Source organism: Mucilaginibacter sp. cycad4 (assembly GCF_034263275.1).
Classification (GTDB): domain Bacteria; phylum Bacteroidota; class Bacteroidia; order Sphingobacteriales; family Sphingobacteriaceae; genus Mucilaginibacter.
This window is the reverse complement of the sequence record NZ_CP139559.1, coordinates 196,480-223,302: the sequence shown is the minus strand read 5'-3', so window position 1 is coordinate 223,302 and position 26,823 is coordinate 196,480. Positions and strand designations below refer to the sequence as shown.

Below are 26,823 nucleotides of genomic sequence, written 5' to 3'. Positions count from 1 at the left end.
TTAGGGATGTTGCGCGGGGGGCGCGTTAGGGAAGTCTGGCCGGGTTTCCGGTTGGTTTATAAAGGGACATGCCTTAAATTTGGATAAGGCTTTACAGGAAGTAACAGTGCTACAAATTAGTGTTAATTACCTGATAGGGAATCTTGTTCCAGTTGCTTATTGAAAGGTTTATTGGTGATGCCGTTCTATAGAGCGGTATTCCCGTGCAGGATGCTATCGAATTTTATAAGCAGCAGGCCTTAAAGCTTATTTATTTAACCATTAGGCTTATGTCAAAAACACTTGAGATCGTCCATCCCAATGCGGCAGGGATAGATATTGGCAGCAGAAATTTCTTTGTAGATGCAGGCGAAGATCAGATCCGTATCTTCCCCACTTTTACGGCAGACTGTAACGCGATCCGTGATTACTTGCTTTCTTTAGGTATCAATACAGTAGCGATGGAATCCACGGGTGTTTACTGGATAACACTATACACAGTTTTGGAGGAAGCGGGTGTAGAAGTTTACCTTGTAAATGGGCGTGATGTAAAAAATGTCCCAGGTCGAAAAAGCGATGTGAAAGACTGTCAGTGGCTTCGTCAATTGCATGGCTATGGCCTTTTACGGAAAAGTTTTATACCGGAAATTGAAATGCGTAAAGTTAGAAGTTACCTCCGTTTGCGGCAAGATCATATCCGTGCCGCCGCCACACAGGTTCACTTGATGCAGAAAGCTCTAACCCAAATGAATATCCGTTTTACAGAAGTGATTAACGATATCAGCGGAGCGAGCGGAATACGCATGATAACAGCCATACTTGGAGGCGAAAGAGATGCCATTACGCTGGCAGAATTATGTCATGAGCGGATACTGGAAAAGAAAAGAGATCTGGTGATTAAATCACTGGAGGGGCATTATAGCGAGGAGCATCTGTTCGCCTTGCGTCAGGCTTATGGCACCTGTTGCTATTACAATAGTTTAATAAAAGAATGCGATGCAGAGATAGAGCGTCAGTTAAAAGATATGTCAAAAGATAAAGACGATATTGAAACAGCTGTAAAACGCAAACCGATTCGTTACCATAAACCTGAAATAGATAACCTGCATAAGCCTTTGCTGAAATTGACAGGAGGCAAAGACCCGATAGGCATAGCAGGAATAACCGATTACAGTTTTCTCCAGATCGTAAGCGAGGTGGGAACAGATATGAGTCCCTGGCCAACAGAAAAGCACTTTAGTGGCTGGTTGAAACTGGCACCGATGAAATCGAGTTCGGGAAAGATGCATAAACGGGTACGGATGAAGCGTCAAAATAATGCAGGGCTGATATTCAGAAATCTGGCCCAGGGTCTATTGAACAGCAAACACCTCGCTCTTGGGGCATTTGGTCGGAGAATACGTGCAAGGCGGGGAAGTCCTATCGCCATAAAGGCAATAGCGCGAAAGATAGCGTGCTATTATTATAGGGTAATGACTAATGGCAGTGAGTTTGTAGAAAAAGGAATAGAGGCCTATCAAAACCATTTAAAAGAACAGAAAAGGAAGCAACTTGAAAAATTGGCACTACAGTTTAATATGCAATTAGTCCCTGCATAAAAAAGTGTGTCCTCAGGATAGCAGCGTAAAGCCCACAGCGCGGGTTGGGTTTGCGGGCAGGCAAGGCGAGGACTTGCATCCGCCAGCTGGCGGACCGGCCCGTTAGCTAACGGGAACGCCCATATCATAAAACGCATCGAAAAAATATCTTAATAATCAACAATTTACGATCACGTCATTATAAGTTACTGATTATCAGATGTGTTTTTTTGGGTAATTTTATAAATATGGGCGTTCCCGTTAGCTAAAGACAGTACCTATCCGCTCATACTACACAGGGCCTTATCCGTCAGCTGACGGACGGTATCCGCTCCTATCACTAACGCGGCCCCCGCGCACCATCGCTAAGATATTTTATACGTCATTACGTTTTTTTTCAGGATTTCCCTTATGGATACTCGCAATGACGATTTATATTAAGCAGCTTTTGACATGTCCTTACTCACCCAACCACTATCCTCTCCCCCATCCGCACTGCGATATCCGATCCAAGAGCATAAAAAGCCGAAACAGGCTCTTTTTCAAGGTATGGTTTAAATACTTCTCCATAGAGCGCGGTTATATCAGCATCGAAAACATAATCGCGTACAACCGGTTTGCCATGAAATATGCTCAACCTGGTACTCCATTGTTTTTATTTCGCTTAAACCATTGTATCCCCAGTAATGTTCTAAAATAAACTCCTCAGGACTTCCGGGGCCGATATCAACCAAAGTGTCACTTACCGTAGCGCCGAGTTTATTCCATCGGCCGTTAAGTTTCCACTCGTATAAAAATTGGGTATGGTTATCTGCTGTCGTGGTAATAGAGCTTCGCATAGGCAGTGCGCGGTAATGCTCCTTATAAAGGTTATTGGCAATAAGCGCAATCATGCTTTTAGGTACTATTTCGCTTATAAAAACAGCGCCGCGTTTCCATTCGGTGCCATTGTAGTAACGCACATAAAAACGCAGGTTAACTTCTTCAAAGTTTACATGCCATGGCCATTTAATACCTAATACCCGCGTATCGCGAAATACAAAACCAACCATACTTACCAGCGCTTTTCCTTCCCAAAGGTCGAGCAGCGTGCCTGCCGGGATGTAAGGTTTTAATATTGCCGCATCAACCTCGTAATTAAGCATCACCAGGTTTTTCCATTGCGCTTTTAAAAATTTGCTTTTAGCCATAAAAACAAAAATCCCGCCTTTTCACGGGCAGGATCCACTAAACTGATTAATTATTTTTTATAATATTTCATGGCCTCGGGTATGAGGTTCTGGATATTGGCAATACGGGTAGCATCGGCAGGGTGAGTGCTCAAAAATTCGGGTGGCGCGCCGCCTTTATTTTGGGCTGCCATGCGTTGCCAAAAAGCAGTGGCATTATGCGGGTCATACCCGGCCATGGCCATAAAGGTTAAACCCAAGCGGTCGGCTTCCGACTCCTGGTTACGTGAATAAGCCAGTAATTTCAGCTGGCTCCCAACACCGTATAAAGTACCTATTGCGGTTTGTGTAGCCTGTGATTGCTGGCTTGTGGCTGCGCCTACCAACTGTCCCCCGCCTTGTACCAGCATCTCCTGCGAGATCCGTTCGGCCGAGTGACGGGCAATGGCATGGCCAATTTCATGCCCCATAACTACTGCAAGGTAAGCATCGGTATTGGCTACAGGCAGCAAGCCACTGTAAACCGCAACCTTACCGCCGGGCATACACCAGGCGTTAACCTCGCTGCTTTGAATCAGGTTAAACTCCCACTGAAAGCTATACTGATCGCCATAACCGTTTTCTTTGAGGTATTTTTCAATGGCTACAGCCAGCCTGTTACCAATGGTTTTAACGCGTTGCGCATCGGCACCGCTCGCCACCACTTTGGTTTTGGGGTCGGAAAGCAGTTGCTTATAGCTTGCCGCGGCCGACTGGTTTACTTCGGCATCGCCAACAAGACTTAATTGTTTACGGCCGGTTAGCGGCACAGTTGAACAGGAAAAGACAGCCATGATGGCTATCAGGACTAATACAGGTTTAAACTTTTTCATGGTGATCAGGCAGCTGTTGTTTTCTTCTTAAAAAAATTAACTTTCGATTCTTTGCCTCTTATTAAGCGTTCAATGTTTTTTTGGTGGGTTACCAGCACAAGTATGCAAATACACATGCCATAAATTACTATCGAGCGTATAGGTGTCGGAAAAACAAATGTAACGCCTATAGGGTAAGTAAAGGCTGCTGCAATTGAGCTAAGCGACACATATTTCGAGATCAGTAACACCGTTATAAAAACCACTATACATAATAAGGCAGCATGAAAATGTATAGCCAAAATCATTCCAAACAAAGTTGCTACGCCCTTGCCGCCCCTGAAACCTGCAAAAATAGGGAACAGGTGCCCCATAACAGCCGCTATGCCTAAAGCCAGTTCATAATTGGTGTATGCGGTTGAGTTGATAGCACCCGTAGCAGATGCACCAATGAAATAAGCGAAGTTTGTAGCTGCCCAGCCTTTAAATATATCAAGCAGCATCACAGGGATACCTGCTTGTTTACCAAGCACACGAAAAGTATTTGTTGCGCCGGCATTACCGCTTCCGTACTCGCGTACATCCACATTGTAAAAAGCCATACCAATCCAAACGGCCGTAGGTATTGAGCCGCACAGATAAGCCATTATAAGCGCTGTAACAGAGTAAACGGTTATCATTCTCCTGCAATATTACAAAATTGAAGCGGTAAAAGCGTTTTAATAGCAGCGCTTTTACCACTAAACTTTGTTTAACAATGTGTTATTTGATATTTAAATTACCCTATTTTACGGCTTTCAGGCTAAGGTCAAGGCTTTTAACCGAATGGGTAAGCGCACCGACAGAAATGTAATCGACCCCGCAATCGGCATATTCACGTATATTATCAATGGTGATACCGCCCGAAGCTTCGGTAATATAACGCCCCTGTATTATACCAACAGCCTGCCGCAGGTCATCAAAATTGAAATTATCAAGCAGTATACGGTTTACCCGGCCGGTTTGTAAAACCTGCTCCAGTTCATCGAGGTTACGCACCTCAATTTCAATGGCAAGTTTTTTTCCGTTATCGGTTAAATATTGATTAGCGCTTTCAATAGCTTGTCTTATTCCCCCGGCATAGTCTACATGGTTATCCTTAATCAGGATCATATCGTACAAACCAAACCTGTGGTTTACGCCCCCGCCTATGCGCACCGCCCATTTTTCGAGATAACGAAGCCCTGGCGTAGTTTTACGGGTATCTAAAACTTTGGTATTGGTTCCTTTCAGCAAATCAACTATCTGCCGGGTTTTTGTAGCAATTCCCGACATACGCTGCATACAATTTAGTACCAAACGCTCGGCGGTTAAAATACTTCGTGAACTGCCCTCAACCTCAAAAGCTACGTCTTTATACTTAACGGGGTCACCATCCTGCAAAAACACGTTAAGCTTAAGGTTTGGATCAACCACATGAAATATTTCGGCAGCCAGCTCAATACCGGCCAGTATTCCTTCGTCCTTAACTAAAAGTTTTGCTTTGCCGGTAGCGTCGGCCGGGATGGTTGAAAGCGAGGTATGATCGCCATCGCCCACATCCTCACTTAAAGCATTATTTATAAACTGGTGTATTAGTTCTTTATCCAATTGTGTACTTTTTGAGTGTCAAAAGTAACAACAATTTTTAAATGGAGGGGTTTGATGGCGATGTATGATAAAATGAAATTTGAAAATGTGCCGATTTGAAAATTTGATCATATCAAAACATATTCATTTTCAAATTAACCAATCTTTAAATTTTCAAATTAATTACTTCACCTTTTCATCTTCAATTTTTAATTCAACAACATTGGCGGTTTTACCTGCATCCTTCAGGGTAATGGCAACCCGAAATTCGCCCTTATCGGTACTCAAAATATAAACACCGAAATGATAATTACCCCCCGAATTTATTTTATGTAACAGCTTAATACCTTTAGGCTTATTCCTGGCGAAGAACTTATCCAATATAACCGTAGCCTGGTTTTGCGAATAAACATTCTCGTCTTCCATAATGGTTATCTCCACATTATTGGCAAATAGCCTGGAAAGCTCTTTGGTATTACCTGTTTTTAAAAGATTAGCAACGTTATCTATCGCATCTGCCGATGAGGCATACGGAAGCAGCAGTAAAAAAATAAACGACGGCAGGTATATTAATTTCATACAATAATAACGTACTAACAGGTGCTAAAGTTACAAAGAGCGGCTAAAGGGCTTACAGGCTTTTTAACAAAAAAAAGCTTTGTTTTATAAAACTGTATAATAAACACTAACAGTATAATTTAAGTTTTATTTCAGGCTGCTAACCTAAATTAAAAAATTATATATAAAGTACCCCGTTGCCTTTATATTTGCATTGTGGAAAACAAAAAGAAACTCGCACTAATAATACTTGATGGCTGGGGTTATGGCCGCAACGATCAATCAAACGCTATACTGGCCGCCAATACTCCTTTTGTTGATGGCCTGCTTAAGCAATATCCAAATTCAAAACTTGAAGCCTCAGGAACAGCGGTAGGTTTACCTGCCGGGCAAATGGGCAATTCGGAAGTTGGTCATATGAACCTGGGTGCAGGCCGCGTGGTTTACCAGGAACTTGGCCGCATTCATAAAGCAGTTGATGACAATGAGCTGCCAACTATCCCTGTATTGAAGGATGCATTTGAGTACGCTAAACAAAATAATAAAGATGTACATTTTATCGGTTTAGTATCTGATGGCGGTGTACATTCGCACATCAGGCATGTAAAAGGCCTTTGCGACACCGCCAAACAACTTGACGTTAACAATGTATATATCCATGCCTTTTTAGACGGCCGCGATACCGACCCTAAATCGGGTTTGGGCTTTGTTACCGAGCTTGAAGAGCATATTGCAGGTACCGGCGCCAAGATAGCTTCGGCCATCGGTCGTTACTATGCCATGGACCGTGATAACCGCTGGGAGCGTGTTAAACTGGCCTACGACCTAATGGTAAATGGCGTTGGCGAAGCCACTCAAAACGTTACCGACCTCATCAAACACTCGTACCTTGAAGGTGTTACCGACGAATTTGTAAAACCAATAGTTGCTGTTGATGACGCAGGAAAACCTTTAGCAGTTATTAAAGATGGCGACGTGGTGATCTGCTTCAACTTCCGGACCGACAGGGGCCGCGAGATCAGTATCGCCCTGACGCAAAAGTCGTTCCCTGAATACAACATACACCCGCTGGCTATCCGTTACATCACTATGACACCATATGATGAAACGTTTAAGAATGTTCAGGTTGTGTTCAATAAAGAGGATCTGACCAAAACTTTGGGCGAGATCCTTCAAAATGCCGGAAAATCACAGATCAGGATCGCTGAAACCGAAAAATACCCTCACGTAACCTTCTTCTTTTCGGGCGGAAGGGAAAAAGAGTTTGTTAACGAAAAAAGGTTATTAGTACCGTCGCCAAAGGTTGCCACTTACGATTTGCAGCCTGAGATGAGCGCTGCCGGCATCCGCGATGCTATTATCCCGGAGTTGGAAACCGGCTGGCCTGATTTTGTTTGCCTTAACTTTGCCAATACCGATATGGTTGGCCATACCGGCGTTTTCAGCGCCGTAGTTAAAGCAGCCGAAACTGCCGACAGCTGCACCAAAGCTGTTGTTGAAGCAGGCTTAGCCAATGGCTATTCGTTCATTATCCTGGCCGACCATGGTAATGCCGATTACATGATCAATGAAGACGGATCGCCCAATACGGCACATACAACCAACCTGGTACCATGTATTGTGATTGACAAGGATGTTAAAGAGGTAAAAGACGGAAAACTGGGCGATGTGGCGCCAACAATATTAAGCATATTAGGTGTTGCCATACCTCCCGAAATGACTGGTAATGTATTGGTGTAATCCAAAAAACATAAGCAAAGCCGCCCTAATGGGCGGCTTTTTATTGTTAATAGCAAATTTATATTCCTGCAGGCCCGATAACAGGCAAAGCGGCGCCAAACTGGTTTACTTTGACCTGAAAGAATTTTTCAGGGCCGATTCGGCACGGCTTACCAGGCTAAACCCCGCAGTAAACAAAACGGTTACCCACAATGGCGTTACCGAAACCAAAGTGGTGCATATTGGTAACTGGAGCCAGGAGCTTAATTTGTTTATCCAGTCGGACATTAACCGCCCGGCCTGGAAAAACAGCTATACAGTCAGCACAAGCGATAGCGCTATTATTTATAAGGCCCGCACCCCCGAGCTTAAAACCCGCCGCATCATTATCAAAAAAACCGGCGATAAAGTAGCGTGGATCCTGATCTATAACCACACTAAAAACCTGCTGTACGAAACCAACGAAAAATTGAGTTATTTTCCCGATTCACTTTACCTGATCCAAAAAACACAACATGTGAAATTGATGGGCCGGAACGACTATAAGGTGCAGGGAACATTGCCAAAAAGGTAAAAGAGGAATTCAAAAAAATTTCTTAATGCTTCACCAGCGTATTACCCGTGGTGGCCTGGATCAATTTTTCTTTCGACTGGTCGATCAGCGCAGAGATATCCATCCGGCTTGGGTTATCGGCAAGCACTTTTTCCAGGTCAGCTATAGATGCTTTTAATGAATTGATACCTCTTGCTTTATCGAAAAAATGAGAGGCCGGTTGCAATTTGAACATGCCATAGTCGCGGTAAGCTATGCCCCTGTTTTGGTAATATTTGTTATCCCTGAGATCGCTGTTGATAGAGATGGCCTTTGTAAGATCAACAATAGCGCCTAACAGGTACAGCTCCTTATCCGCCGCCGAAGCCTGGTTATCTCTCCCCAGGTAACTTTTTGCCCTTGCCCTGTAATAGTAAGCTGTTGCATCGGCCGGCTTTATTGCAATTACTTTGGTATATGCCAGTATCGATTTTTTGTAGTTATCGCTGTGATAGTATGAGTAGCCCAGCATCCACATAGCGTTGGCATTTGTTGAATCAGTTATGCACGCCTTTTCCAGGTGCGACACTGCCGAACGGAAGTCGCCATCCATGAGTGCCTGCTGGCCGAGCCGTACATAAGCGTTTTGCGCTATAGCCGACTCAAGCGAAGACATGATCAGAAGGGGCAGGATAACTGATAACTTCATTAAACGGATTACTGATAAAACAAAAATGGTATTATATTAACTATTAATATCCCCAATTATTATGCCTTATAGTGGTTTTCTATAAAAAAATTCACATATGCAAATAATTTGAGCACAGCGATACTATGACTTTTTTTCATCTTTACCAATAAAATCTTATTTATTTACAATCCGTGCTACGAATTTGTAACAAACATGTACACAGTACGTTAAATCACCAAATTAATTGTTGTTATTTATTATCGTAACTTGGCACAGCTCTTGAACCATTGTTATGTGCGATTGATAATCGCAATTTAACCTGTAATTAGCGTGGATACTATCTTACAGGCTGACAACATGACGTTTTATTCTACTAAAATATAATTAATGAATTTCGATCCGTTTGATTTTAAAAATGCTTTACCGGTTATAAATGAGGATTCAGAGTTTTTCCCGCTAATGTCATCGGAAGATGAGGAGGAGATGAATAATGAGGAGCTGCCCGATGTAATGCCTATTTTACCCTTGCGCAATACCGTACTTTTCCCCGGTGTTGTGATCCCAATTACGGTTGGCAGGGATAAATCAATAAAACTAATCCGCGATGCCAATAAAGGCAGCCGCATGATTGGGGTGGTTTCGCAACAGGATGTGGGGATTGAAGACCCTACTTTTAACCAGCTTAACAAAGTTGGCACTATAGCACTCATTATAAAAATGCTGCAAATGCCCGATGGTAACACCACCGTTATTATCCAGGGAAAAAAACGTTTTTATTTAAAAGAAGAAGTACAAAGCGAACCCTATATAAAAGCTACAGTTGAGCCCTTTCATGAAATAAAAACCAAGGAAGATAAAGAGTTTAAAGCCATGGTATCATCCATTAAGGATATGGCCATGAATATCATCCAGCTTTCGCCGAATATACCGAGCGAAGCAGGGATCGCTATCCGTAATATCGAAAGCACATCGTTCCTGATCAACTTCATATCATCAAATATGAACGCTGATATGACAGCCAAGCAGCACCTGCTTGAAATTGCCAACCTGCGCGAACGTGCCAACCTGGTGCTTGAGCATCTAACGCTCGACCTGCAGATGCTGGAACTAAAAAACCAGATCCAGACCAAAGTACGCGTTGACCTTGATAAACAACAAAGGGATTATTTCCTTAACCAGCAGCTCAAAACCATACAGGAAGAGCTGGGCGGTAACACACCCGACCTGGAAATTGAGAGCCTGCGCCAGCGCGGTATTAAAAAGAAATGGGCAAAAGAGGTTAAAGATCACTTTAACAAAGAACTTGAAAAGCTGGCGCGCACCAACCCTGCCGCCGCCGATTATTCGGTACAGATTAATTATCTTGAGCTGTTGCTTGATTTACCATGGAATGAGTTTACCAAAGATAACTTTGACCTTAAGCGGGCGCAAAGGATCCTTGATAAAGACCACTTTGGTTTAGACAAGGTAAAACAGCGTATTATCGAATACCTGGCCGTGTTGAAATTGAAACATGATATGAAAGCGCCTATCCTTTGTTTGGTTGGCCCTCCCGGGGTTGGCAAAACATCGTTAGGTAAATCAATAGCCAAAGCTTTGGGCCGTAAATATGTGCGTATGGCATTAGGCGGTATCCGCGATGAAGCGGAGATCCGGGGCCACCGTAAAACATATATTGGTGCTATGCCGGGGCGTATCATCCAGTCGATAAAAAAAGCAGGCGCATCAAACCCGGTATTTATTTTGGATGAGATAGATAAAGTAGGCAACGATTTCAGGGGCGATCCGTCGTCGGCCCTGCTCGAAGTACTTGACCCCGAACAAAACGGCACCTTCTCTGATCACTATGTTGAAATGGACTACGACCTTTCAAACGTAATGTTCATTGCAACAGCCAACTCTCTGAGCACTATCCAGCCTGCTTTGTTAGACAGGATGGAGATCATTGAAGTGAACGGCTATACCATTGAAGAAAAAATTGAGATAGCCAAGCAACATCTTGTACCTAAACAGCGCGAAGCACACGGCTTAAAAATAAAAGATGTAAGCCTTAAAGCTGATGTACTTGAAAAGGTAATAGTTGATTACACCCGCGAATCGGGCGTACGCTCACTGGAGAAAAAGATTGGCTCGGTTGTGCGCGGCGTAGCCAAGAACATAGCTATGGAAGAACCTTACAACAGCGTTGTAAGCAAAAAAGATATCGAAAAGATATTGGGCGCACCTATTTTTGATAAAGATCTTTATGAAGGCAATGACGTTGCTGGCGTTGTAACGGGCCTGGCCTGGACTTCTGTAGGCGGTGACATCCTGTTCATTGAAGCCAGCTTAAGCCCCGGAAAAGGCCGCTTAACACTAACAGGCAGCCTTGGCGATGTTATGAAAGAATCGGTGACCATCGCCCTCGCTTACCTGCGCGCGCATGCTGCCGATTTCGACATCGACCCTAAACTGTTTGATCAGTGGGATGTGCATGTACACGTACCGGCAGGCGCTACGCCTAAAGATGGCCCGTCGGCAGGTGTTACCATGCTTACGGCACTTGTTTCGGCATTTACGCAGCGTAAAGTAAAACCTAATTTGGCCATGACCGGCGAGATCACCCTTCGCGGGCGCGTTTTGCCTGTGGGCGGTATCAAAGAAAAGATCCTGGCTGCCAAACGCGCTAATATAAAGGAGATCATCCTGTGCAAATCAAACCAAAAAGATATTCTGGAAATTAAGGAAGATTACATAAAAGACCTTAACTTTCATTACGTTACCGATATGAGGGATGTAATAACCCTCGCCCTGCTTAACGAAAAGGTTAAAAATCCAATAAATCTTACTGTTAAAGAAGACGACAAAGCGGTGGTTAATTAAGCGGGAGTATTTCCCGGGATAAAATAAAAAAGTTTCACAGTGCTTAACTGTGAAACTTTTTTATTTTATAGGCTCCTCATGGTCAGGGGCATCAAAAACATAAGTCAATTTTTAAAGTAGTGTCCCGGCTTGAAGTTTAATTTTCACTTGTAACCTCAACCCCATATCGTATTGCCGCTTCAAGTATATTAATGTTTATATCTTTTAAATTATTAAACTTAATACAATACCCGGTCACGCTGGCCTTGCCTATTTCTTGCCCGTATGTTTGAGCTAAGTATTTCTTATCCTTGATACCCAGGATGTAGATAGAAATCCCCGTTGTATTTGCGCTCATGCCAATTTGAAAAAACTCCCTGGTTGTTCCATTAGCATATTTTATGGTGTAAGATCCATATCCTACATTAGGGTTACTAACAATCCGGCCTTCAGTGTTTCTGCCATCCTCGAACCATAATTTACATCCAGGTAATATTTGAAGTATATGCCTATGCAATGTTTGCATATCAGTGCGCTTTGGCTCAGGTTGGCTGGTAATATATTCTTCAGTTTGTTCCTGCACGTTCATATAAATACAGAATTATGGGTTGTTTGCTTTGCCTTTTTAAATTTCGTTTTATTTTTAGTAATACACTAATTCATTTTTTCAATTTCTTTTTCCTTTGGTTAATCAATCTAATTCAAACTGTAACATTCCGTAAATTTATAACTGCTTTATTTGCATCGGGTTTTTTATATATTAGCGCACATATACTATCATACTATATAAACCCCAATGCCTAATAAACTATTTTTAACACTGGTATGCCTGCTAAGCGCTACCTGTTTATTTGCACAAACCCGCGGTCACGAATTTGGTATTCAATCTGACAATGATTCATTCCTTGGTCAGGGGTCTGACAGGTACTACACCAATGGTATTTTCTTTTATTACCGAAAAGCATTAACAGTAAAGCCATCCGAAAATGCACTCCAAAACAAAGTTTTAGGATTCGAGTTAGGACAAAAAATGTTCAACCCCCAATCGGGCTTTGTACGCGGGCCATTTGATATTGACAGGCCGTTTGCTGCATATACTTATTTAGGATCAACACTTAACTTACTGTACAAAAACGAAAGTAACCTGAAGCTTGGTGCCCAGATAGGCCTGGTTGGCCCCGCCGCAGGCGGTGAACCTGTGCAAAAGCTCATTCACAACACCTTTGGTTTTTACAAACTTAACGGCTGGCAATACCAGATCAAAAATGATGTGGAGCTCAACCTTTCGGCCGAGTATAATAAGCTGCTGGCTCGTGCCTCATGGATTGACCTGAGCTTTAGCTCGTATGCCAACCTCGGTAACGGCTTTACCGGCGCGGGTGCCGGGGGTATGGTACGCCTGGGAAATTTTAATCAGCTGTTCAATTCCATCAGTACCCAAAGTACGGTATCAACCGGCGGCGGGGAAAAATTACTGCACAAGCACGAAATCTTTTTTTACTACAAGCCTTTGGCCAATTTGGTTGGTTATGATGCAACCATCCAGGGCAGCCTGTTCCGCAAACATGACGACCCAAACAGCCTGGAAGTTGTTTCAGAAAAGAAACCTTTTATATTTAGCCAGCAGGTAGGTATAGCTTTTACAACCAGCCGTTTTGCGTTTGATATAGCGGCTATATTCCACACCAAAGACACTAAAGAAATGTTTCGGTCTCATCAATGGGGGTCGATTACCGGGTTTTATAGATTTAAATAGGGAGATTAGAGGTTGAGGTTAGTGATTAGGAGGCAGATTTTATAGACTTTGTCCTAATCTCTAATCTCCAACCTCTAATCACTAATATCAAATCTCTTTCCCCGCCCTTCCTTCTTGGTAGATTGCATTTTCTTGCTGTCCAGCCTTGCGGCTTTGGCGGCTTTGCTTACTTTGGTGGGCTTGCGCGCTTTGGGTTTTTGAAGGGCTTTTGTTAACAGCGATGTCAATCTTTCAATCGCTTTTTCTTTATTAAGATACTGGCTCCGCTCTTCGTCGCATATTACCTGCACGTAACCATCTTTGTTAAGCCTGTTTTGCAGTTTTTCGGTTAACAGCTGCTTTTCCTCATCGGTAAACAAAGCAGATGAACCTATTGAAAATAACAGTTCAACCTTGCTCGAAACCTTGTTTACGTTTTGGCCGCCCTTTCCTCCGCTTCTTGATGCTTTGTAGCTTGTTTCCTTTTGGAGGTCAGCCTTAGTAAAATTCATCTTCAAAAATAAGTGTATTTGAATTAGGTCTGGCAGGTCATTTGCTGATAATTTGTTAATTTAGCAGTTCTATGAACAACAATATCGTAGTAGCCATTGACGGTTATTCCTCGTGCGGAAAAAGCACCCTGGCAAAAGCTTTAGCAAAAGAGCTTCATTTTATGTATGTTGACAGCGGCGCTATGTACCGTGCGGTAACCTTATACTTTTTAAGGCATAACATTGATCTTGCAAACCATGCCCAGGTAGCCGATGCATTACATAATATCCATCTTAACTTTCAAACCCATAATCATAAAACCTTTATTACTTTAAACGAGGAAGATGTATCTGAAGAGATCCGCCAGATGCATGTGGCTGATAAAGTTAGCCCGGTAGCTGCTATTAAAGAGGTACGCGTAGCCATGGTAAGGCAACAGCAGCGTTTAGGTCGCTCCAAAAACATTATTATGGATGGCCGCGATATTGGCACCGTGGTGTTCCCTGACGCGCAGGTGAAGCTATTTATGACTGCCGATCCAAAGATCCGTGCCGAACGCCGTTATAAAGAGTTATTACCAACCAACCCTAACATTACCTTAGAAGAAGTTTTTGACAACCTGGCACACCGCGATTATCAGGACACCACCCGTGAAGAAAGCCCCCTCACCCGCGCCGAAGATGCCATTATATTAGATAACACCGACCTGAGCCAGGATGAGCAATTACTCTTCGCCCTGAGCCATATTGAGCCGTTTATTGCGGAGTAGTGGGAACCATGATTTTCAGGATTTAAGGATTTCTTGATAGTTAAAGTCTATCAAGGAACCCCTTAATCAAGTGAATCAGGGTTCAGATAGGCATCAGGAAATCTTCTAATCAAGCGAATCAAGGTTCTTTTTGAACTTCTCCGCCTTAACCCCAAAACGGTTTAAAAAATCCACGCCCTCGTCGCTTGCTAAGCCTTTATATTCGGCATATGATTTATCGTAGTAAACCTGTGTTATCCCGGCCGAATAGATGAGCCTTGCGCAAGGCAAACATGGCGACAGCGTGGTATACAACGTAGCGCCTTCAAGTCGTGCACCATTCTTTACCGCGTAAAGTATCGCGTTCTCTTCGGCATGCAGGGCAAGCGAACAGCTGCCTTTTGAATCGCGCGCGCAACCAGTCCCAGGCCATTCCTCATCGCAGTTATGCGTACCGGCCGGCGGACCGTTATAGCCTATGGAAATAATCCGCGTATCACGAGTTAAAACCGCCCCCACATGCGCTTTAACACAATGTGACCGCTGCGAAAGATCAGTGGCCAGGTTCATGAAAATATGATCAAAGCTGGGTTTTGCCATCAGTGGTTAGAGTTTAGAGATTCGAGATTAGTTAAAATTATTGTAAAAAGAAAAGAGGTTGAAAATTAAAGGCCTAACCTCCAATCTCCAACCTCCAATCTCCTAAAAAATATTAATGTCCGCCTTTAACTTCAACGTGGTCAAGGTCGATGCCCTGACTGCGAAGTTCGTGGCTAACTTTCCATGCAAAATAAGCAAGATAAGCGAAACCAATTACAGGCACTATGTACGAGAAGTGAATACCGCTCATGCCTGGTACAACATTACCTGCCCCATCGGCAACTTTACCTTGCAATGGCGGGATAATAGAGCCCCCTAAGATCATCATGATCAAAAATGCCGAGCCCTGGCTGGTGTATTTACCCAAACCTGTAATAGCTAATGAGAAGATTGATGGCCACATGATAGAGCAGCATAAACCACCGCTGATAAAAGCAAAGGTAGCTACCTTACCTGTAGTAAATAAACCGGTAAGCATGAACGCTACGCCCAACAAACCAAGTACAGATAAGGTACGGGTTGGTTTTTGCTGACCGATAAAGAAAGCAACAATCAGGATGGCTACGCAAATTGCATAAGCATAAAGATGGCTCACGTTAGCACCCGAAAAAATATTCACAAGCAACACTATACCAAATGCAAGGAAAGGGACCAGAACATATAAAATGTATTTAACCGATTTTGAGAGATTGAACGCGTCGATAGATCCGGCAAAACGACCGATCATCAAACTGCCCCAGTATAATGAAATATACGGTGCGATATCCGATTCGGCGAAAGAACCAAACTCCGGGGTTTTCAATAATGAACCCATATTACTTTGAATAGTTACCTCGGTACCTACATACGTAAATATGGCCAGCATACCTAATATTAACTGTGGATATTGCATGGCGCCCCAGCCTTCTTTGCTCTTTTTAGCGGCAAAAATAGTACCTACCAGTGTAAATACGATTATAGCTAACGACGCATATACAAAATATTGGCTTGGTATGCCTATAGCTTTGCTGATAGGGTCGGCTGCAAGTATCAAACAAAACGCTACAAACATCACCAGCAACGGTGTATTTGCTTTTGAGCTTGATTCGATCTTTTCATCGCTCGTTACCTTTGGCAGGTTAGAAAACCAGAAGAACAAGGCAACAGCAATGAACAAGCCAGCCAGCAGGTAGTACAAATTATTGATTGATGATATTTTAACATCAGCCGCGGCAGTTTTTGCCGTTGCCGAACCAAATAATACCACGCTTACTACCACAGGGCCTAATAACGCACCGATGTTATTGATACTACCTGCAAAATTTAAACGGTTTGAACCGGTTTCAGGCGGCCCCAGGGCCACCACAAATGGGTTTGCGGCAGTTTGCTGTAACGAAAAACCAACAGCTATAATAAAGAATACAGCTAATATAAAACCAAATGCGCCCGAAGCTACAGCAGGGATCATAGCCAATGCACCAACCGCCGAAACAACGAGGCCTAAAATGATACCATTTTTGTAACCTAACTTGTTCATAATATCAACTTTACTGGCTTGTGATGCAAAGTAAAGTATCAATGAACCAATGAAATACCCACCGTAAAATGTAAAGTCGATAAGTTGTGATTCGAATTGGGTAAGGTGAAAGTGCTCTTTACAGAAGGGTATGAAAATACCGTTGGAGGCTGCTAAAAAGCCCCAGAAGAAAAACACGGTTATCAGCGTATACAAAGCTGTGCCGTAGTTCTTAGCATTGTTTTGTTCCATTTTTAAAGTAGGTTGTACAGATTTGATTTTTGAATCTCTAAACATAATTCAATTTTGGTAAAACTCTCCACTCTTTTTTAAATAAATTAAATCACAATTTTAACTTTCGTTGTTTATGAGATAAAATTGCATATTCGCAATGTTCAAAAAAGAACAAAGCTTAACTTAATGATAAAAGCCATTGTTTCGGGTATCGGGTTTGGATTAGTGCTTACATTTATTACCGGCCCGGTTTTTTTTGCGCTCATTAAAACCAGTATCGAAAAAGGGTTTCATGCCGGTGTTTCGCTTGCCCTTGGCGTGGTTTGCAGCGATGTTGTTTTTGTAGGTGCAATCCTGTTCGGTTCCCAATATATCGATGTATCCGATCATACCAAAGTTATAGCAGGTGTTGTAGGCAGCGCCATATTGTTTGCGCTTGGGCTGTATTACATGTTCAAGAAAAGCGAGATCAATTATGAAAACAAAGTACCATCAGGCGCCGACCGCTTTGGCTATGTGCTTAAAGGCTTCCTGATGTGCATATTTAACCCTACCCTCCTCTTCCACTGGACGGTAGTGATCGGCGCGGCCAGTACCACATTCCTGGTGGGCACCCCGCACAGGTCGTTTCACATAGCCGTTATGTTTTTAACCATACTGATCATCCAGTTCGGTATGGATACCCTCAAAGCCTTTTACGCCAATAAACTCCGGGCGCGCATCTCGGTTAAATTTATTCACCGTCTAAACGAGGTTGCCGGGATTGCGCTTATTATTGCGTCGCTGGTGCTTATTGATAAGCTGGTTACGCATTTTGTATTTGCGGCGCCTGCCGGATCGTAGGTTATCTATCAATCATAGTCATGCCGAACTTGTTTCGGCACCCCACACGCTTAGTCTCTTCTATGTTAAGCAACCGGCGACTTGTCTTATGGGATCCCGAAACAAGTTCGGGATGACGGAAGAGGAGCATAACATCACACATCTAATAAAAAGTCCTAAAACACAAAAAAGGCGATGAAAAAAATCATCGCCTCATATATCATTCCCCCTTCAGGGGGTTAGGGGGCTTTACATATAAGCTCTTTGGTTTTTACCTTCCATCCAGTTAACAAAGGCGCGGTTAACAACCTTGTTACCGCCCGGAGTTGGGTAATCACCGCTGAAATACCAGTCGCCCAGGTTATCAGGGCAGGCGATGTGCAGGTTATCCAACGTCTGGTAAATTACCTGTACTTCACAGTTCACATTTTTAGGCGTGATGATCTTAGCGATACGGTCGGAGATCTGCTGGTCGGTAAACATGGCGTAGATCTCTTTCACATAGTTTTCAACCTCTTCCTTCGGTAACTTCTGGCTGTCTTTACATTTCTGGTAAACATCCAGGATCACATCCTCCCTGTCCATTTCTTTTAACAGGCTGATAGCTGCTTCAAAAGCAACAAACTCGCCCATCCGCGACATGTCGATGCCGTAGCAGTCAGGGTAACGTATCTGCGGAGCAGATGAAACCACGACTACCTTTTTAGGCCCAAGCCTGTCTAATATTTTCAGGATGCTTTGTTTCAGCGTAGTACCGCGAACAATGGAATCGTCCAATACAACTAACGTGTCGGTACCTTTTTTGATCAGTCCGTAAGTAGTGTCGTATACGTGGGCCACCATTTCGCTGCGGTCGGCATCCTGGGTGATGAAAGTACGCAGCTTAACATCCTTAATGGCTATCTTCTCAACCCTTGGTGCTATCTGTAATATTTCAGCAATATCTTTTTCAGTGATATCACTTCCAAGCTCCAGCAGTTTTTCATGCTGATATTTCTTTACATACTTATGCATGCCCTCAACCATGCCATAAAAGGCAACTTCGGCAGTGTTTGGTATGTAGGAGAATACGGTGTTTTTGATGTCATGATCAACAAAATCCAAGATCTGCGGGCAAAGCAGGCGACCTAATTGTTTACGCTCACGGTAAATGGCCGAGTCGCTGCCGCGTGAAAAGTAGATCCGCTCAAACGAGCAGGCTTTCTTTTCTTTTGGCTCGCTGAACATATCTTCAGTTATCTTACCATTCTTCTTTACGATCAAAGCATGACCCGGGCGAATTTCCCTGATCTCTTCCATCGGTATGTTAAATGCCGTTTGGATGGCAGGGCGCTCTGAAGCTGCAACCACGATCTCATCATTGTAATAGTAAAACGCCGGACGGATGCCAACGGGGTCGCGCATTACAAAGGCGTCGCCATGGCCCAGGATCCCGGCAATGGTATAACCACCATCCCAGTTCTTGGCCGATTTACGGAGGATCTTGGCTACGTCCATATCGTTAGCTATCAGTTTACTGATTTCCACGTTATCATCCAAGCCTTCGCGTTTATACTGATCAAACAAGCCCTGGTTTTCAGTATCAATAAAGTGGCCTATTTTTTCGAGTACGGTAATGGTGTCGGCTTGCTCTTTGGGGTGCTGGCCAAGATCATAAAGTTGTTGCAGCAGCTCATCAACATTGGTCATGTTGAAATTACCTGCTATAACCAGATTACGTGTTTGCCAGTTGTTCTGCCTCAAAAATGGGTGGCAGCTTTCAATGCTGTTTTTACCGTGGGTGCCATAACGCAGGTGCCCTAATAAAACCTCGCCGGTAAAACTAACATGTTCCTTAAGCCATTCGGCGTCAAGCATTTTTTCGGGAGTTTCTTTCTGAATATCAGCGAATTTCTTCTGGATGTATTCAAAAATATCAGCTACAGCATTCGAGGCCATAGAACGGTGACGACTGATGTAGCGTTTGCCCGGAGCAATATCCAGTTTAATGGTAGCAACACCTGCGCCATCCTGGCCGCGGTTGTGTTGTTTTTCCATTAAGAGATAAAGTTTGTTCAGGCCGTACAGTGCAGTTCCGTACTTTTTCTGATAATAAGATAGTGGCTTTAGTAAGCGGATAAATGCCACACCGCATTCATGTTTAATCTGATCGCTCATGATTCGGAATGAGGCTGCAAAGGTATCATTTTAAAATGAAGTATCGGTAAAATCTATTGTCATTAATTAGTAGTTTGTTTATTCTTTGGTTGATTGGGTGAATGGTTGATTTAGTGAGTAGTTATCTACTGAAAATCAACCACTCACTAAATCAACCCAATAAACTATTCACTCATTTCTTAAACCCAACCATCTGGTGCAGCTTAACCGGGTCATAGACCCTGCCCTCTTTTATTACTACCGATACCTTCCTGATCTCCCTGATATTGTTTAGCGGGTCACCGTCGATAATTACCAGGTCAGCTTGCTTTCCGGCTTCAATCGAACCTGTTGTTTTATCAAGCCCCATCACTATAGCAGGTGTTATGGTTGCCGTTTTAATAGCCTGCGCCGGGGTAAGACCGGCTTCAACATATAATTCAAGTTCGCGGTCAAGACTATTGCCGGGGAACCCCATATCTGTGCCCGCAACAATGGTAACTCCGGCATCATACAACACCTTAACGGTTTTCTTCATGCTTTCATACAAAGGTTTCAGCTTAGCGGCCTTCTCAGGTTCTTCGCCCATGTTTTTAAACAATGCCTGGAGCGGCAGCGGCAGGGTATAATAGTTGGGCTCAAGTTTGGTTATATCATCCTTAACATTACGGAAGGCGAGCTCGAAAACACCTATAGTAGGGTCAATTACCACATGATGGTCTTTTATAAATTTAATTGCCGCAATACTTACCGAATCATCGAAAATAACCGACCTGTCTTTATTCCGCTTCATGATAGCATACACATACTGCACATGGTTAACCATATTCATCCCCGAATCAACCCCTTGCTGCAGGGTCATCCCCTGTGGGATATGGCCTGTTACGGTTAAACCCAATCGGTGTGCCTCATCACAAATAACTTTAACTATGGCCGGTTTTACCGAACTATAGATCTTGATCTGCTGAAAACCATTTTCTTTATAACGGTCTACTGCCTTTATAGCGTCCTCCTTAGTATCAGCCTGGATAATCCCCAGGGCATAAGGCCCTTTTCCGTCAATAATGCCGGCTTTAATAATGTTGGGGCCCACACCTTTGCCGCCATCAATAGCGGCTTTTATAGCGTTGATGTAACCAAACTCATTACCACAATCGCGCACGGTAGTTACACCTGCTGCAAGATAGGCAGGCCCCCACTCGGCCTGCTCAAAGTGCGAGTGCATATCCCACAGGCCCGGTAAAATGGTTTTCCCTCTGGCGTCAATGATCTTAGCACCCGCCGGAATTTTCACGTCGCCAACCTTACCTGTTTGTTTGATAATGCCATTCTCTATTAAAACAACCGCATTAGGGGTGCCCGTACCGGTGTTTACATCAATTAGGTTGCCACCGGTAACAGCAATCACTTTATCAACTGTACCGGTTGGTGCGGCAGCTTTAGCAAACAGTTCCATGCCATAGGTAGCCGCCTTGCTGATGAGCTGCGGTAACAATTCTTCGTAAGGTACACGCATCATTTCCAGCTTGTCGCCTTCAGCGTCATTAGTGATGAGGCAAATAAGTTTACCTTCTTTATCTGTCCAAACCAGTTCGTTACCCCAAACCAGTCCGCTTATGGTGAGCCGGTTAAGTGTAAGCGGCTTGCCGTTGAAAGTAAGCTGATCAATACCTGCTTTTTTGATCTGTACCGCACCAAATGGCAGCGTACGGATGCTTGCAGGCAGTTTATGTTTATTCCAATACTGAATGAGCACCTGCTGCACTGTACCCGGCGAATAGCCCGCTACCGGGAAGCTGAGCGGCTGTACTTTTTCTGTATATGATGAATCATTAACCCTGATGGATGCTTCGGTTCCGCGAATGGTCACCTGATCATCAATGGTCGAAAACCTTGAAGTGTTGCCTTTTATGGTCAATTCCAGCGGATCGGTTACGGGGTTCACCTTCAGTCCGGCAGTAAGCGGCACCGGCGAACCGCGGTCAATGAACTTAAAATTGATATTGTAATGAACGGCATCTTTATACTTGTGCACATAATAAGTTTCCTTACCAATGTGTTGTTCAAATTTATGCAGGAAAAAGGTACCGCTATCGGTTGGCAAATCGGTTTGTGCGTTGGCGTTTGTTATTGAGGCCGAAAAGGCGGCAAATAATAATAAAGGTGTTTTCATAAGGTCAGTAATGTTAATGTAAGATAGGGGTTTGTTTGGGATGTTACAAAACCGCTTGTGAGATTTTGGTTAAAGCCCTTATTGGGTTCACTATTGATCGTCGGTTAAAACCACTGGCAATGAATCTTTACTGGTCGAAGTTTAGCGATAGCGTAACTTCGTCCTAAAATTATGGAAGCATCCTGCTTCCGAAAATCAATTGTATCCAAAACTTTTTGGTATGGTTCCCGCCGTTGTTGGTGTTGTCACCATAGGTGTTCGGAACATTTTTAATTCCCTCCTTGGGGTGCGGCAGAGTTGCGTAGTGGCAGGGAGGGGTTTATACGCCATTAAAGCAAATAAGTCTGCCGGCGAAACCCCTCCCTACACCCTCCCAAGGGCTACTGTGTGTACACATCTTTTAAATAAAAGAAAATGTCATTTCGATTGAGCAGGGGCGGGCTAAGAAGTGGGGCGAAAGAGAAATCTTCTACATCAGGCTCTACAATCATACTTATAAAAGCAGGGCGTAGAAGATTTCTCCTCACCCCCTGCGCGCGAATTCTCCCACCAGGTTCGTTCGAAATGACATTTTTTTCAATTATTGATAGAATTTAAAAGATGTGTACACACTGTAGCTCCCAGGGGAGGGAATCGCACATCCCTACGCTTTTTTATTTCTTCCAAACATTTACGGTGACAACGGCACGAGACTCCATTCATTGCCGTCGGTTTTAACCGACGGGCTATATAAAAGCGAAAAGCGGCTTTAGCCAAAACCTCATCATAACAGCTTTTAATGAACATCATCCAAAATAACTTCCCTAACCGATATACCTGAATGTAATATTAATCCTCGCTCCCTGCATCCTGCTTGTTTTAGGCACCTGGTGAACCCAGTGATGCTGCGTTTGCCCCTGCATGATCAGCAAATCACCATTATTAAGAACGATGGAAACTTTCGCGTTTTTCTCCCGCTTATATTTAAACTGAAAAATCCGCGAAGCACCAAATGATACCGAAGCGATGACAGGGTTACCGCCAAGCTCACTTTCATCATCACTATGCCAACCCATGCTGTCGCTGCCGTCACGGTAATAATTAAGCAACGCTGTATTAAACCGGTGACCGCATTGCTGCTCCGCCGCCTGCTTAATGCTACCAAGCAGCGGACTAAACTTAACCGGCACATTCACCACACCTGAATATACATATACCTCGTCGCTCTCTCCGTACCAGGCCGTAAGCCGGGGGAAGTTCACCTCCTTACCATATATCTTCATTTTATCCTGCTTCCACGGGGTTTCCTCAACCAGTCGCGTAAATATATCTTCCTTAAAAAAATGAGGATAAAGCAATACCTCCCCATCAAAAGGCAATAAGTTTTTTGGCGCACCAAACAGGTTCAGCTGGTCATTATTGAATAGATCCATGTTCAAATATCCGTAATACTACCATAAAAAATACGATCTCCGCCATGTTATCAGAATGATAAAACCTATCATTTTGATAGCTTTTCCTGATATTGAGAAAACCTTTCTCATTTTGATAAACAACTGTAAAACAATACGCTAATTAAAATAAAAACGCCATGGCATGCTTATTGGCTATGCGGCATTCATAGTACAAAATATAATTTACGATGGCATTGTTTATCGCTGCTACAGCAAAATTCATAAAACGGACAATTAGCTCCTCCACTGCAGCAGGTATGATCCCCTCTTTTTCCCCTAACAATTTATACAATTCATGAATTCGCACGTTAAGCAACTCACTTTCGCGGGTATGATCGTTACCCTCGGTATTATTTTTGGCGATATCGGTACTTCTCCCCTCTATGTTTTTCAAACCCTGCTGGTTGAAGGCGGTAAGGTGAACCCCGCGCTGGTACTAGGTTCTATTTCCTGTATCTTCTGGACACTCACACTGCAAACTACTTTCAAGTATATCGTTATTACGCTGCAGGCTGATAACAAAGGCGAGGGTGGTATTTTTTCATTATACGCGCTGGTAAGGCGTTACGGTAAATGGCTGGCCATTCCTGCTATAATTGGCGCAGGTACTTTGCTTGCCGATGGTATAATTACTCCGCCCATCTCCGTAACATCGGCCATTGAGGGTTTAAATTTAGTACCGGCATTTTCAACCGTTATTGTCCCCGGCAATAACCTGATCCTGATTATTGTAATCACCATCATTTTATTGCTGTTCTTTTTTCAGCAGTTTGGCACCAAGGTGGTTGGCTCGGCATTCGGGCCGGTTATGCTGATGTGGTTTATTATGCTTGGCGTGTTGGGCACTATACAAATAACACATTTCCCTTCTATTTTTAAAGCTCTTAACCCTTATTATGGTGCCCATTTACTGATGAACCATCCTAAAGGTTTCTGGCTGTTAGGCGCGGTATTTTTATGTACCACCGGTGCCGAAGCCCTGTACTCCGATCTGGGCCACTGCGGCAGGCGCAACATCCAGGTAAGCTGGATCTTTGTAAAAACAACCCTGATATTAAATTACCTGGGGCAGGGCGCCTGGGTGCTGTCACAAGCCCCGGATAAGAACTTTACCGGCGTTAACCCTTTCTTTGAAATTGTTCCTCATTTCTTCCTGCTACCTGCCATAGCTTTGGCAACAATGGCAACCATTATTGCCAGCCAGGCTTTAATCAGTGGCTCATTTACGCTCATCAGTGAGGCGGTGAGCATGAACTTTTGGCCAAGGATCACTATTAAATATCCTTCAAACATCCGCGGGCAGATCTATATTCCAAGCATTAACTGGATACTTTGTATCGGCTGCATCCTGGTATCACTGTATTTCCGTACCTCAAGCGCAATGACAGCCGCTTACGGCTTCAGTATTACCATTGCTATGCTCAGCACCACCATTTTAATGTATTACTTTATGCGCTATGTAAAGCACTGGCCGGTATGGCTGGTTACCATTATCCTGTGCTTATTTGTAACCGTTGAATTCTCCTTTTTTGTAGCTAACGCCGTTAAAATACTAAAACGTTTGTTTTTTGTGGGATTTGAAGTTGGTCTGATCTTTACCATGTACACCTGGTTCAGAGCGCGTAAGATCAATAACCGCTTCCTTAATTTTACCGATATTAAGGAGAAACTGCCTTTGCTAAATGCGCTGAGCAATGATACTACCATCAACAAATACGCTACTCATTTGATCTATCTTACCAAAGCCAATAATGGCAAACAGATTGAAGAAAAGATCATCTACTCCATCATGAGCCGCCGTCCCAAACGTGCCGATACCTATTGGTTTGTGCACATTGAACGTACCGACGAGCCATATACCATGGAGTATAGTGTTGACCAAATTGAGCCGGGCAAGGTGATCCGGATCGAATTCCGCCTCGGGTTCAGGATCCAGCCGAGGGTAAACGTACTTTTCCGCAAAGTGGTAGAAGATATGGTTGAGCGCGGCGAAGTAAACATTACCAGCCAGTACGAATCATTGAAGCAGTATAATATGGCTGCCGATTTCAGGTTTGTGATCATGGAAAAATTCCTGTCGTACAATAACCTGTTCAACGTATCGGAGAGCTTTATCCTGAACAGCTATTTTGCCATAAAAAAACTGGCCCAGTCAGAAGCTAAAGCTTTCGGCCTGGATACCAGTGAAACACGCATTGAAAAGATCCCGCTGGTGGTAAAACCGGTTAATAACATCCATATTAAACGGGTAGACCCGGTTACGCATAAAGCGGTTGAGGGTATGGGTAAAAAAGTTTTTGCGTAGGGCTAACCACTGTGTATTGCCCCACATCGCTGTGCATGTTGCCCCTCTTGCTTCGCAAAGAGGGGCTTTATTTTTTCCCTTTGCGCTCATTTTCAACGAGTGCTTATTGCGGACGGGCAATTGCATCGCTCTTCGCGTTTTAAACTAAACCTCTGTTAAGCAGTCGTTGCAAACGATCGCGGGAAGAAATACTTCTAAAATGTCGCAATCATAACGGTATAATGTCGTGATCATGCCTTCTTCTGCAGCCGCCGGGCCAGTAACTTTGTAATATCAATTTACCCTAAAACGGATCGGCATGAGAAAGTTAAAATTACAAATGAACCTTGCACTCAACAATAAGTGGGACAGTGGAATGTCTGATTTTAGTATCGACAATCTTAAGAGTGTTGATTGTATTTTACATGGACGAAAAACAGGCGAAGGTTTTATTCCCTATTGGACAGAAATAGCAAACAACCCTAACGACGCTGAGTATAAGCTTGGAAGGCGTTTCGCGGCTATTCCAAATGTTGTTTTTTCAAACACCCTCAAAGTAAGTCCATGGGACAATACAACAATTATAGGCGGCGACATAAAAGCGGCGATAGAAGCATTGAAAAAGAAAAATGGTAAAGACATCCTTGTTTATGGAGGAGATTCGTTTGTATCATCCTTAATTCAACATGATCTGATTGATGAGTTTTATTTACTTGTAAATCCAGTTGAGATTGGTAACGGACAACCAACCTTTAACCCTTTAAAAAATGATTTAGAGTTAAAACTGGTGAGTTGTAAACCATTTGCCTGTGGTACGGTTTTGCTTTATTATACAAGAGCGCAAGAAGAAGAAGTATAAAAGAGGCTGTCTCAAATGAAGTGCCCCCGCTTTTGGGTGTGCAGATGGTGCCGGGCCGACTTGTGACTCCACAGCCAAGTTATCCGCTTCACCTTTTGGCGCAAGTCTTGAGTACAGGCCGGTGCCAGGCTGACTTGTGACTTCATCGCCCAAGTTACCCAACGCTTCTTCCATCTCACAAAACTTGAGCTAAGACGACAAAATAACGAACTGATATCTCCTTAAAGCAAAAAACCCGGCCTTTCGGCCGGGATTTCATTAGGTTTATTGGATTGGTTGGAAATACG

At 43.5% G+C, this 26,823-nt stretch carries 22 protein-coding genes; 9 read left to right on the top strand and 13 right to left on the bottom strand.

Features of this window, described 5'->3' with window-relative positions:
• Window positions 1-269 precede the first annotated feature (269 nt).
• On the top strand, window positions 270-1,577 hold the full coding sequence (locus SNE26_RS01000; RefSeq protein WP_321555135.1) for an IS110 family transposase: 1,308 nt from the start codon (window positions 270-272) through the stop codon (window positions 1,575-1,577).
• A gap of 563 nt (window positions 1,578-2,140) precedes the next feature.
• Here SNE26_RS01000 and SNE26_RS00995 read toward each other — a convergent pair.
• From SNE26_RS00995 to SNE26_RS00975, 5 genes are all read right to left on the bottom strand, one after another.
• The gene (locus SNE26_RS00995) at window positions 2,141-2,746 is read right to left on the bottom strand and encodes a DUF2071 domain-containing protein (RefSeq protein ID WP_321557536.1); all 606 of its coding nucleotides are present in this window, start codon (window positions 2,744-2,746) and stop codon (window positions 2,141-2,143) included.
• Between the two features lie 50 nt (window positions 2,747-2,796).
• Window positions 2,797-3,597 (bottom strand): M48 family metallopeptidase, encoded by an 801-nt coding sequence (locus tag SNE26_RS00990; protein WP_321557535.1) that lies wholly within the window; start codon window positions 3,595-3,597, stop codon window positions 2,797-2,799.
• A 5-nt stretch (window positions 3,598-3,602) separates the two neighbouring features.
• Window positions 3,603-4,256, bottom strand: coding sequence for a glycerol-3-phosphate 1-O-acyltransferase PlsY (gene plsY, locus SNE26_RS00985; RefSeq protein WP_321557534.1), 654 nt, complete (start codon window positions 4,254-4,256; stop codon window positions 3,603-3,605).
• 103 nt (window positions 4,257-4,359) lie between these two features.
• Complete coding sequence (gene nadC / locus SNE26_RS00980) at window positions 4,360-5,205, bottom strand: carboxylating nicotinate-nucleotide diphosphorylase (protein ID WP_321557533.1); 846 nt, start codon at window positions 5,203-5,205, stop codon at window positions 4,360-4,362.
• A 162-nt stretch (window positions 5,206-5,367) separates the two neighbouring features.
• Window positions 5,368-5,763 carry a DUF4783 domain-containing protein gene (locus SNE26_RS00975; protein WP_321557532.1) on the bottom strand — a complete coding sequence of 132 codons (396 nt, stop codon included), beginning with the start codon at window positions 5,761-5,763 and terminating at the stop codon, window positions 5,368-5,370.
• Between the two features lie 195 nt (window positions 5,764-5,958).
• On the opposite strand from SNE26_RS00975, the gene gpmI reads away from it, so the two are divergent.
• On the top strand, window positions 5,959-7,482 hold the full coding sequence (gene gpmI / locus SNE26_RS00970; RefSeq protein WP_321557531.1) for a 2,3-bisphosphoglycerate-independent phosphoglycerate mutase: 1,524 nt from the start codon (window positions 5,959-5,961) through the stop codon (window positions 7,480-7,482).
• A gap of 28 nt (window positions 7,483-7,510) precedes the next feature.
• Entirely contained in the window at window positions 7,511-8,035 is a 525-nt protein-coding gene (locus SNE26_RS00965) for a hypothetical protein (RefSeq protein WP_321557530.1), read from the top strand.
• A 22-nt stretch (window positions 8,036-8,057) separates the two neighbouring features.
• Here the strand turns inward: SNE26_RS00965 and SNE26_RS00960 are convergent, their stop codons facing one another.
• The gene (locus SNE26_RS00960) at window positions 8,058-8,702 is read right to left on the bottom strand and encodes a tetratricopeptide repeat protein (RefSeq protein WP_321557529.1); all 645 of its coding nucleotides are present in this window, start codon (window positions 8,700-8,702) and stop codon (window positions 8,058-8,060) included.
• 369 nt (window positions 8,703-9,071) lie between these two features.
• On the opposite strand from SNE26_RS00960, the gene lon reads away from it, so the two are divergent.
• Window positions 9,072-11,546: an endopeptidase La gene (gene lon / locus SNE26_RS00955; protein WP_321557528.1), complete on the top strand. Its 2,475-nt coding sequence runs from the start codon at window positions 9,072-9,074 to the stop codon at window positions 11,544-11,546.
• Between the two features lie 136 nt (window positions 11,547-11,682).
• On the opposite strand, the gene SNE26_RS00950 is transcribed toward lon, so the two are convergent.
• Window positions 11,683-12,114 carry a DUF1801 domain-containing protein gene (locus SNE26_RS00950; RefSeq protein ID WP_321557527.1) on the bottom strand — a complete coding sequence of 144 codons (432 nt, stop codon included), beginning with the start codon at window positions 12,112-12,114 and terminating at the stop codon, window positions 11,683-11,685.
• Window positions 12,115-12,321: 207 nt separating this feature from the next.
• On the opposite strand from SNE26_RS00950, the gene SNE26_RS00945 reads away from it, so the two are divergent.
• Window positions 12,322-13,281: a lipid A deacylase LpxR family protein gene (locus SNE26_RS00945; protein WP_321557526.1), complete on the top strand. Its 960-nt coding sequence runs from the start codon at window positions 12,322-12,324 to the stop codon at window positions 13,279-13,281.
• A 74-nt stretch (window positions 13,282-13,355) separates the two neighbouring features.
• On the opposite strand, the gene arfB is transcribed toward SNE26_RS00945, so the two are convergent.
• Window positions 13,356-13,772: an alternative ribosome rescue aminoacyl-tRNA hydrolase ArfB gene (arfB, locus tag SNE26_RS00940; protein WP_321557525.1), complete on the bottom strand. Its 417-nt coding sequence runs from the start codon at window positions 13,770-13,772 to the stop codon at window positions 13,356-13,358.
• A 71-nt stretch (window positions 13,773-13,843) separates the two neighbouring features.
• Here arfB and cmk point away from each other — a divergent pair, with 71 nt between their 5' ends.
• Entirely contained in the window at window positions 13,844-14,521 is a 678-nt protein-coding gene (gene cmk / locus SNE26_RS00935; RefSeq protein ID WP_321557524.1) for a (d)CMP kinase, read from the top strand.
• 105 nt (window positions 14,522-14,626) lie between these two features.
• Here cmk and SNE26_RS00930 read toward each other — a convergent pair whose 3' ends face one another.
• Together SNE26_RS00930 and SNE26_RS00925 are read right to left on the bottom strand one after the other, a co-directional pair.
• Entirely contained in the window at window positions 14,627-15,100 is a 474-nt protein-coding gene (locus tag SNE26_RS00930) for a dCMP deaminase family protein (RefSeq protein ID WP_321557523.1), read from the bottom strand.
• A gap of 112 nt (window positions 15,101-15,212) precedes the next feature.
• Window positions 15,213-16,847 carry an MFS transporter gene (locus SNE26_RS00925; RefSeq protein WP_321557522.1) on the bottom strand — a complete coding sequence of 545 codons (1,635 nt, stop codon included), beginning with the start codon at window positions 16,845-16,847 and terminating at the stop codon, window positions 15,213-15,215.
• A 168-nt stretch (window positions 16,848-17,015) separates the two neighbouring features.
• On the opposite strand from SNE26_RS00925, the gene SNE26_RS00920 reads away from it, so the two are divergent.
• A complete protein-coding gene (locus SNE26_RS00920) occupies window positions 17,016-17,672 on the top strand; it encodes a LysE family translocator (RefSeq protein ID WP_090531882.1) in 657 nt (218 codons plus the stop codon).
• A 228-nt stretch (window positions 17,673-17,900) separates the two neighbouring features.
• On the opposite strand, the gene SNE26_RS00915 is transcribed toward SNE26_RS00920, so the two are convergent.
• The 3 genes from SNE26_RS00915 to SNE26_RS00905 form a co-directional block, all read right to left on the bottom strand.
• A complete protein-coding gene (locus tag SNE26_RS00915; protein ID WP_321557521.1) occupies window positions 17,901-19,808 on the bottom strand; it encodes an amidophosphoribosyltransferase in 1,908 nt (635 codons plus the stop codon).
• Window positions 19,809-19,980: 172 nt separating this feature from the next.
• A complete protein-coding gene (locus SNE26_RS00910) occupies window positions 19,981-21,960 on the bottom strand; it encodes an amidohydrolase family protein (RefSeq protein WP_321557520.1) in 1,980 nt (659 codons plus the stop codon).
• A gap of 803 nt (window positions 21,961-22,763) precedes the next feature.
• Window positions 22,764-23,372, bottom strand: coding sequence for an alpha-ketoglutarate-dependent dioxygenase AlkB (locus SNE26_RS00905; RefSeq protein ID WP_321557519.1), 609 nt, complete (start codon window positions 23,370-23,372; stop codon window positions 22,764-22,766).
• Window positions 23,373-23,688: 316 nt separating this feature from the next.
• On the opposite strand from SNE26_RS00905, the gene SNE26_RS00900 reads away from it, so the two are divergent.
• Both SNE26_RS00900 and SNE26_RS00895 read left to right on the top strand, forming a co-directional pair.
• Window positions 23,689-25,698: a KUP/HAK/KT family potassium transporter gene (locus SNE26_RS00900; RefSeq protein ID WP_321557518.1), complete on the top strand. Its 2,010-nt coding sequence runs from the start codon at window positions 23,689-23,691 to the stop codon at window positions 25,696-25,698.
• A 298-nt stretch (window positions 25,699-25,996) separates the two neighbouring features.
• Window positions 25,997-26,536, top strand: coding sequence for a dihydrofolate reductase family protein (locus tag SNE26_RS00895; protein ID WP_321557517.1), 540 nt, complete (start codon window positions 25,997-25,999; stop codon window positions 26,534-26,536).
• The last annotated feature ends 287 nt before the right edge of the window (window positions 26,537-26,823 follow it).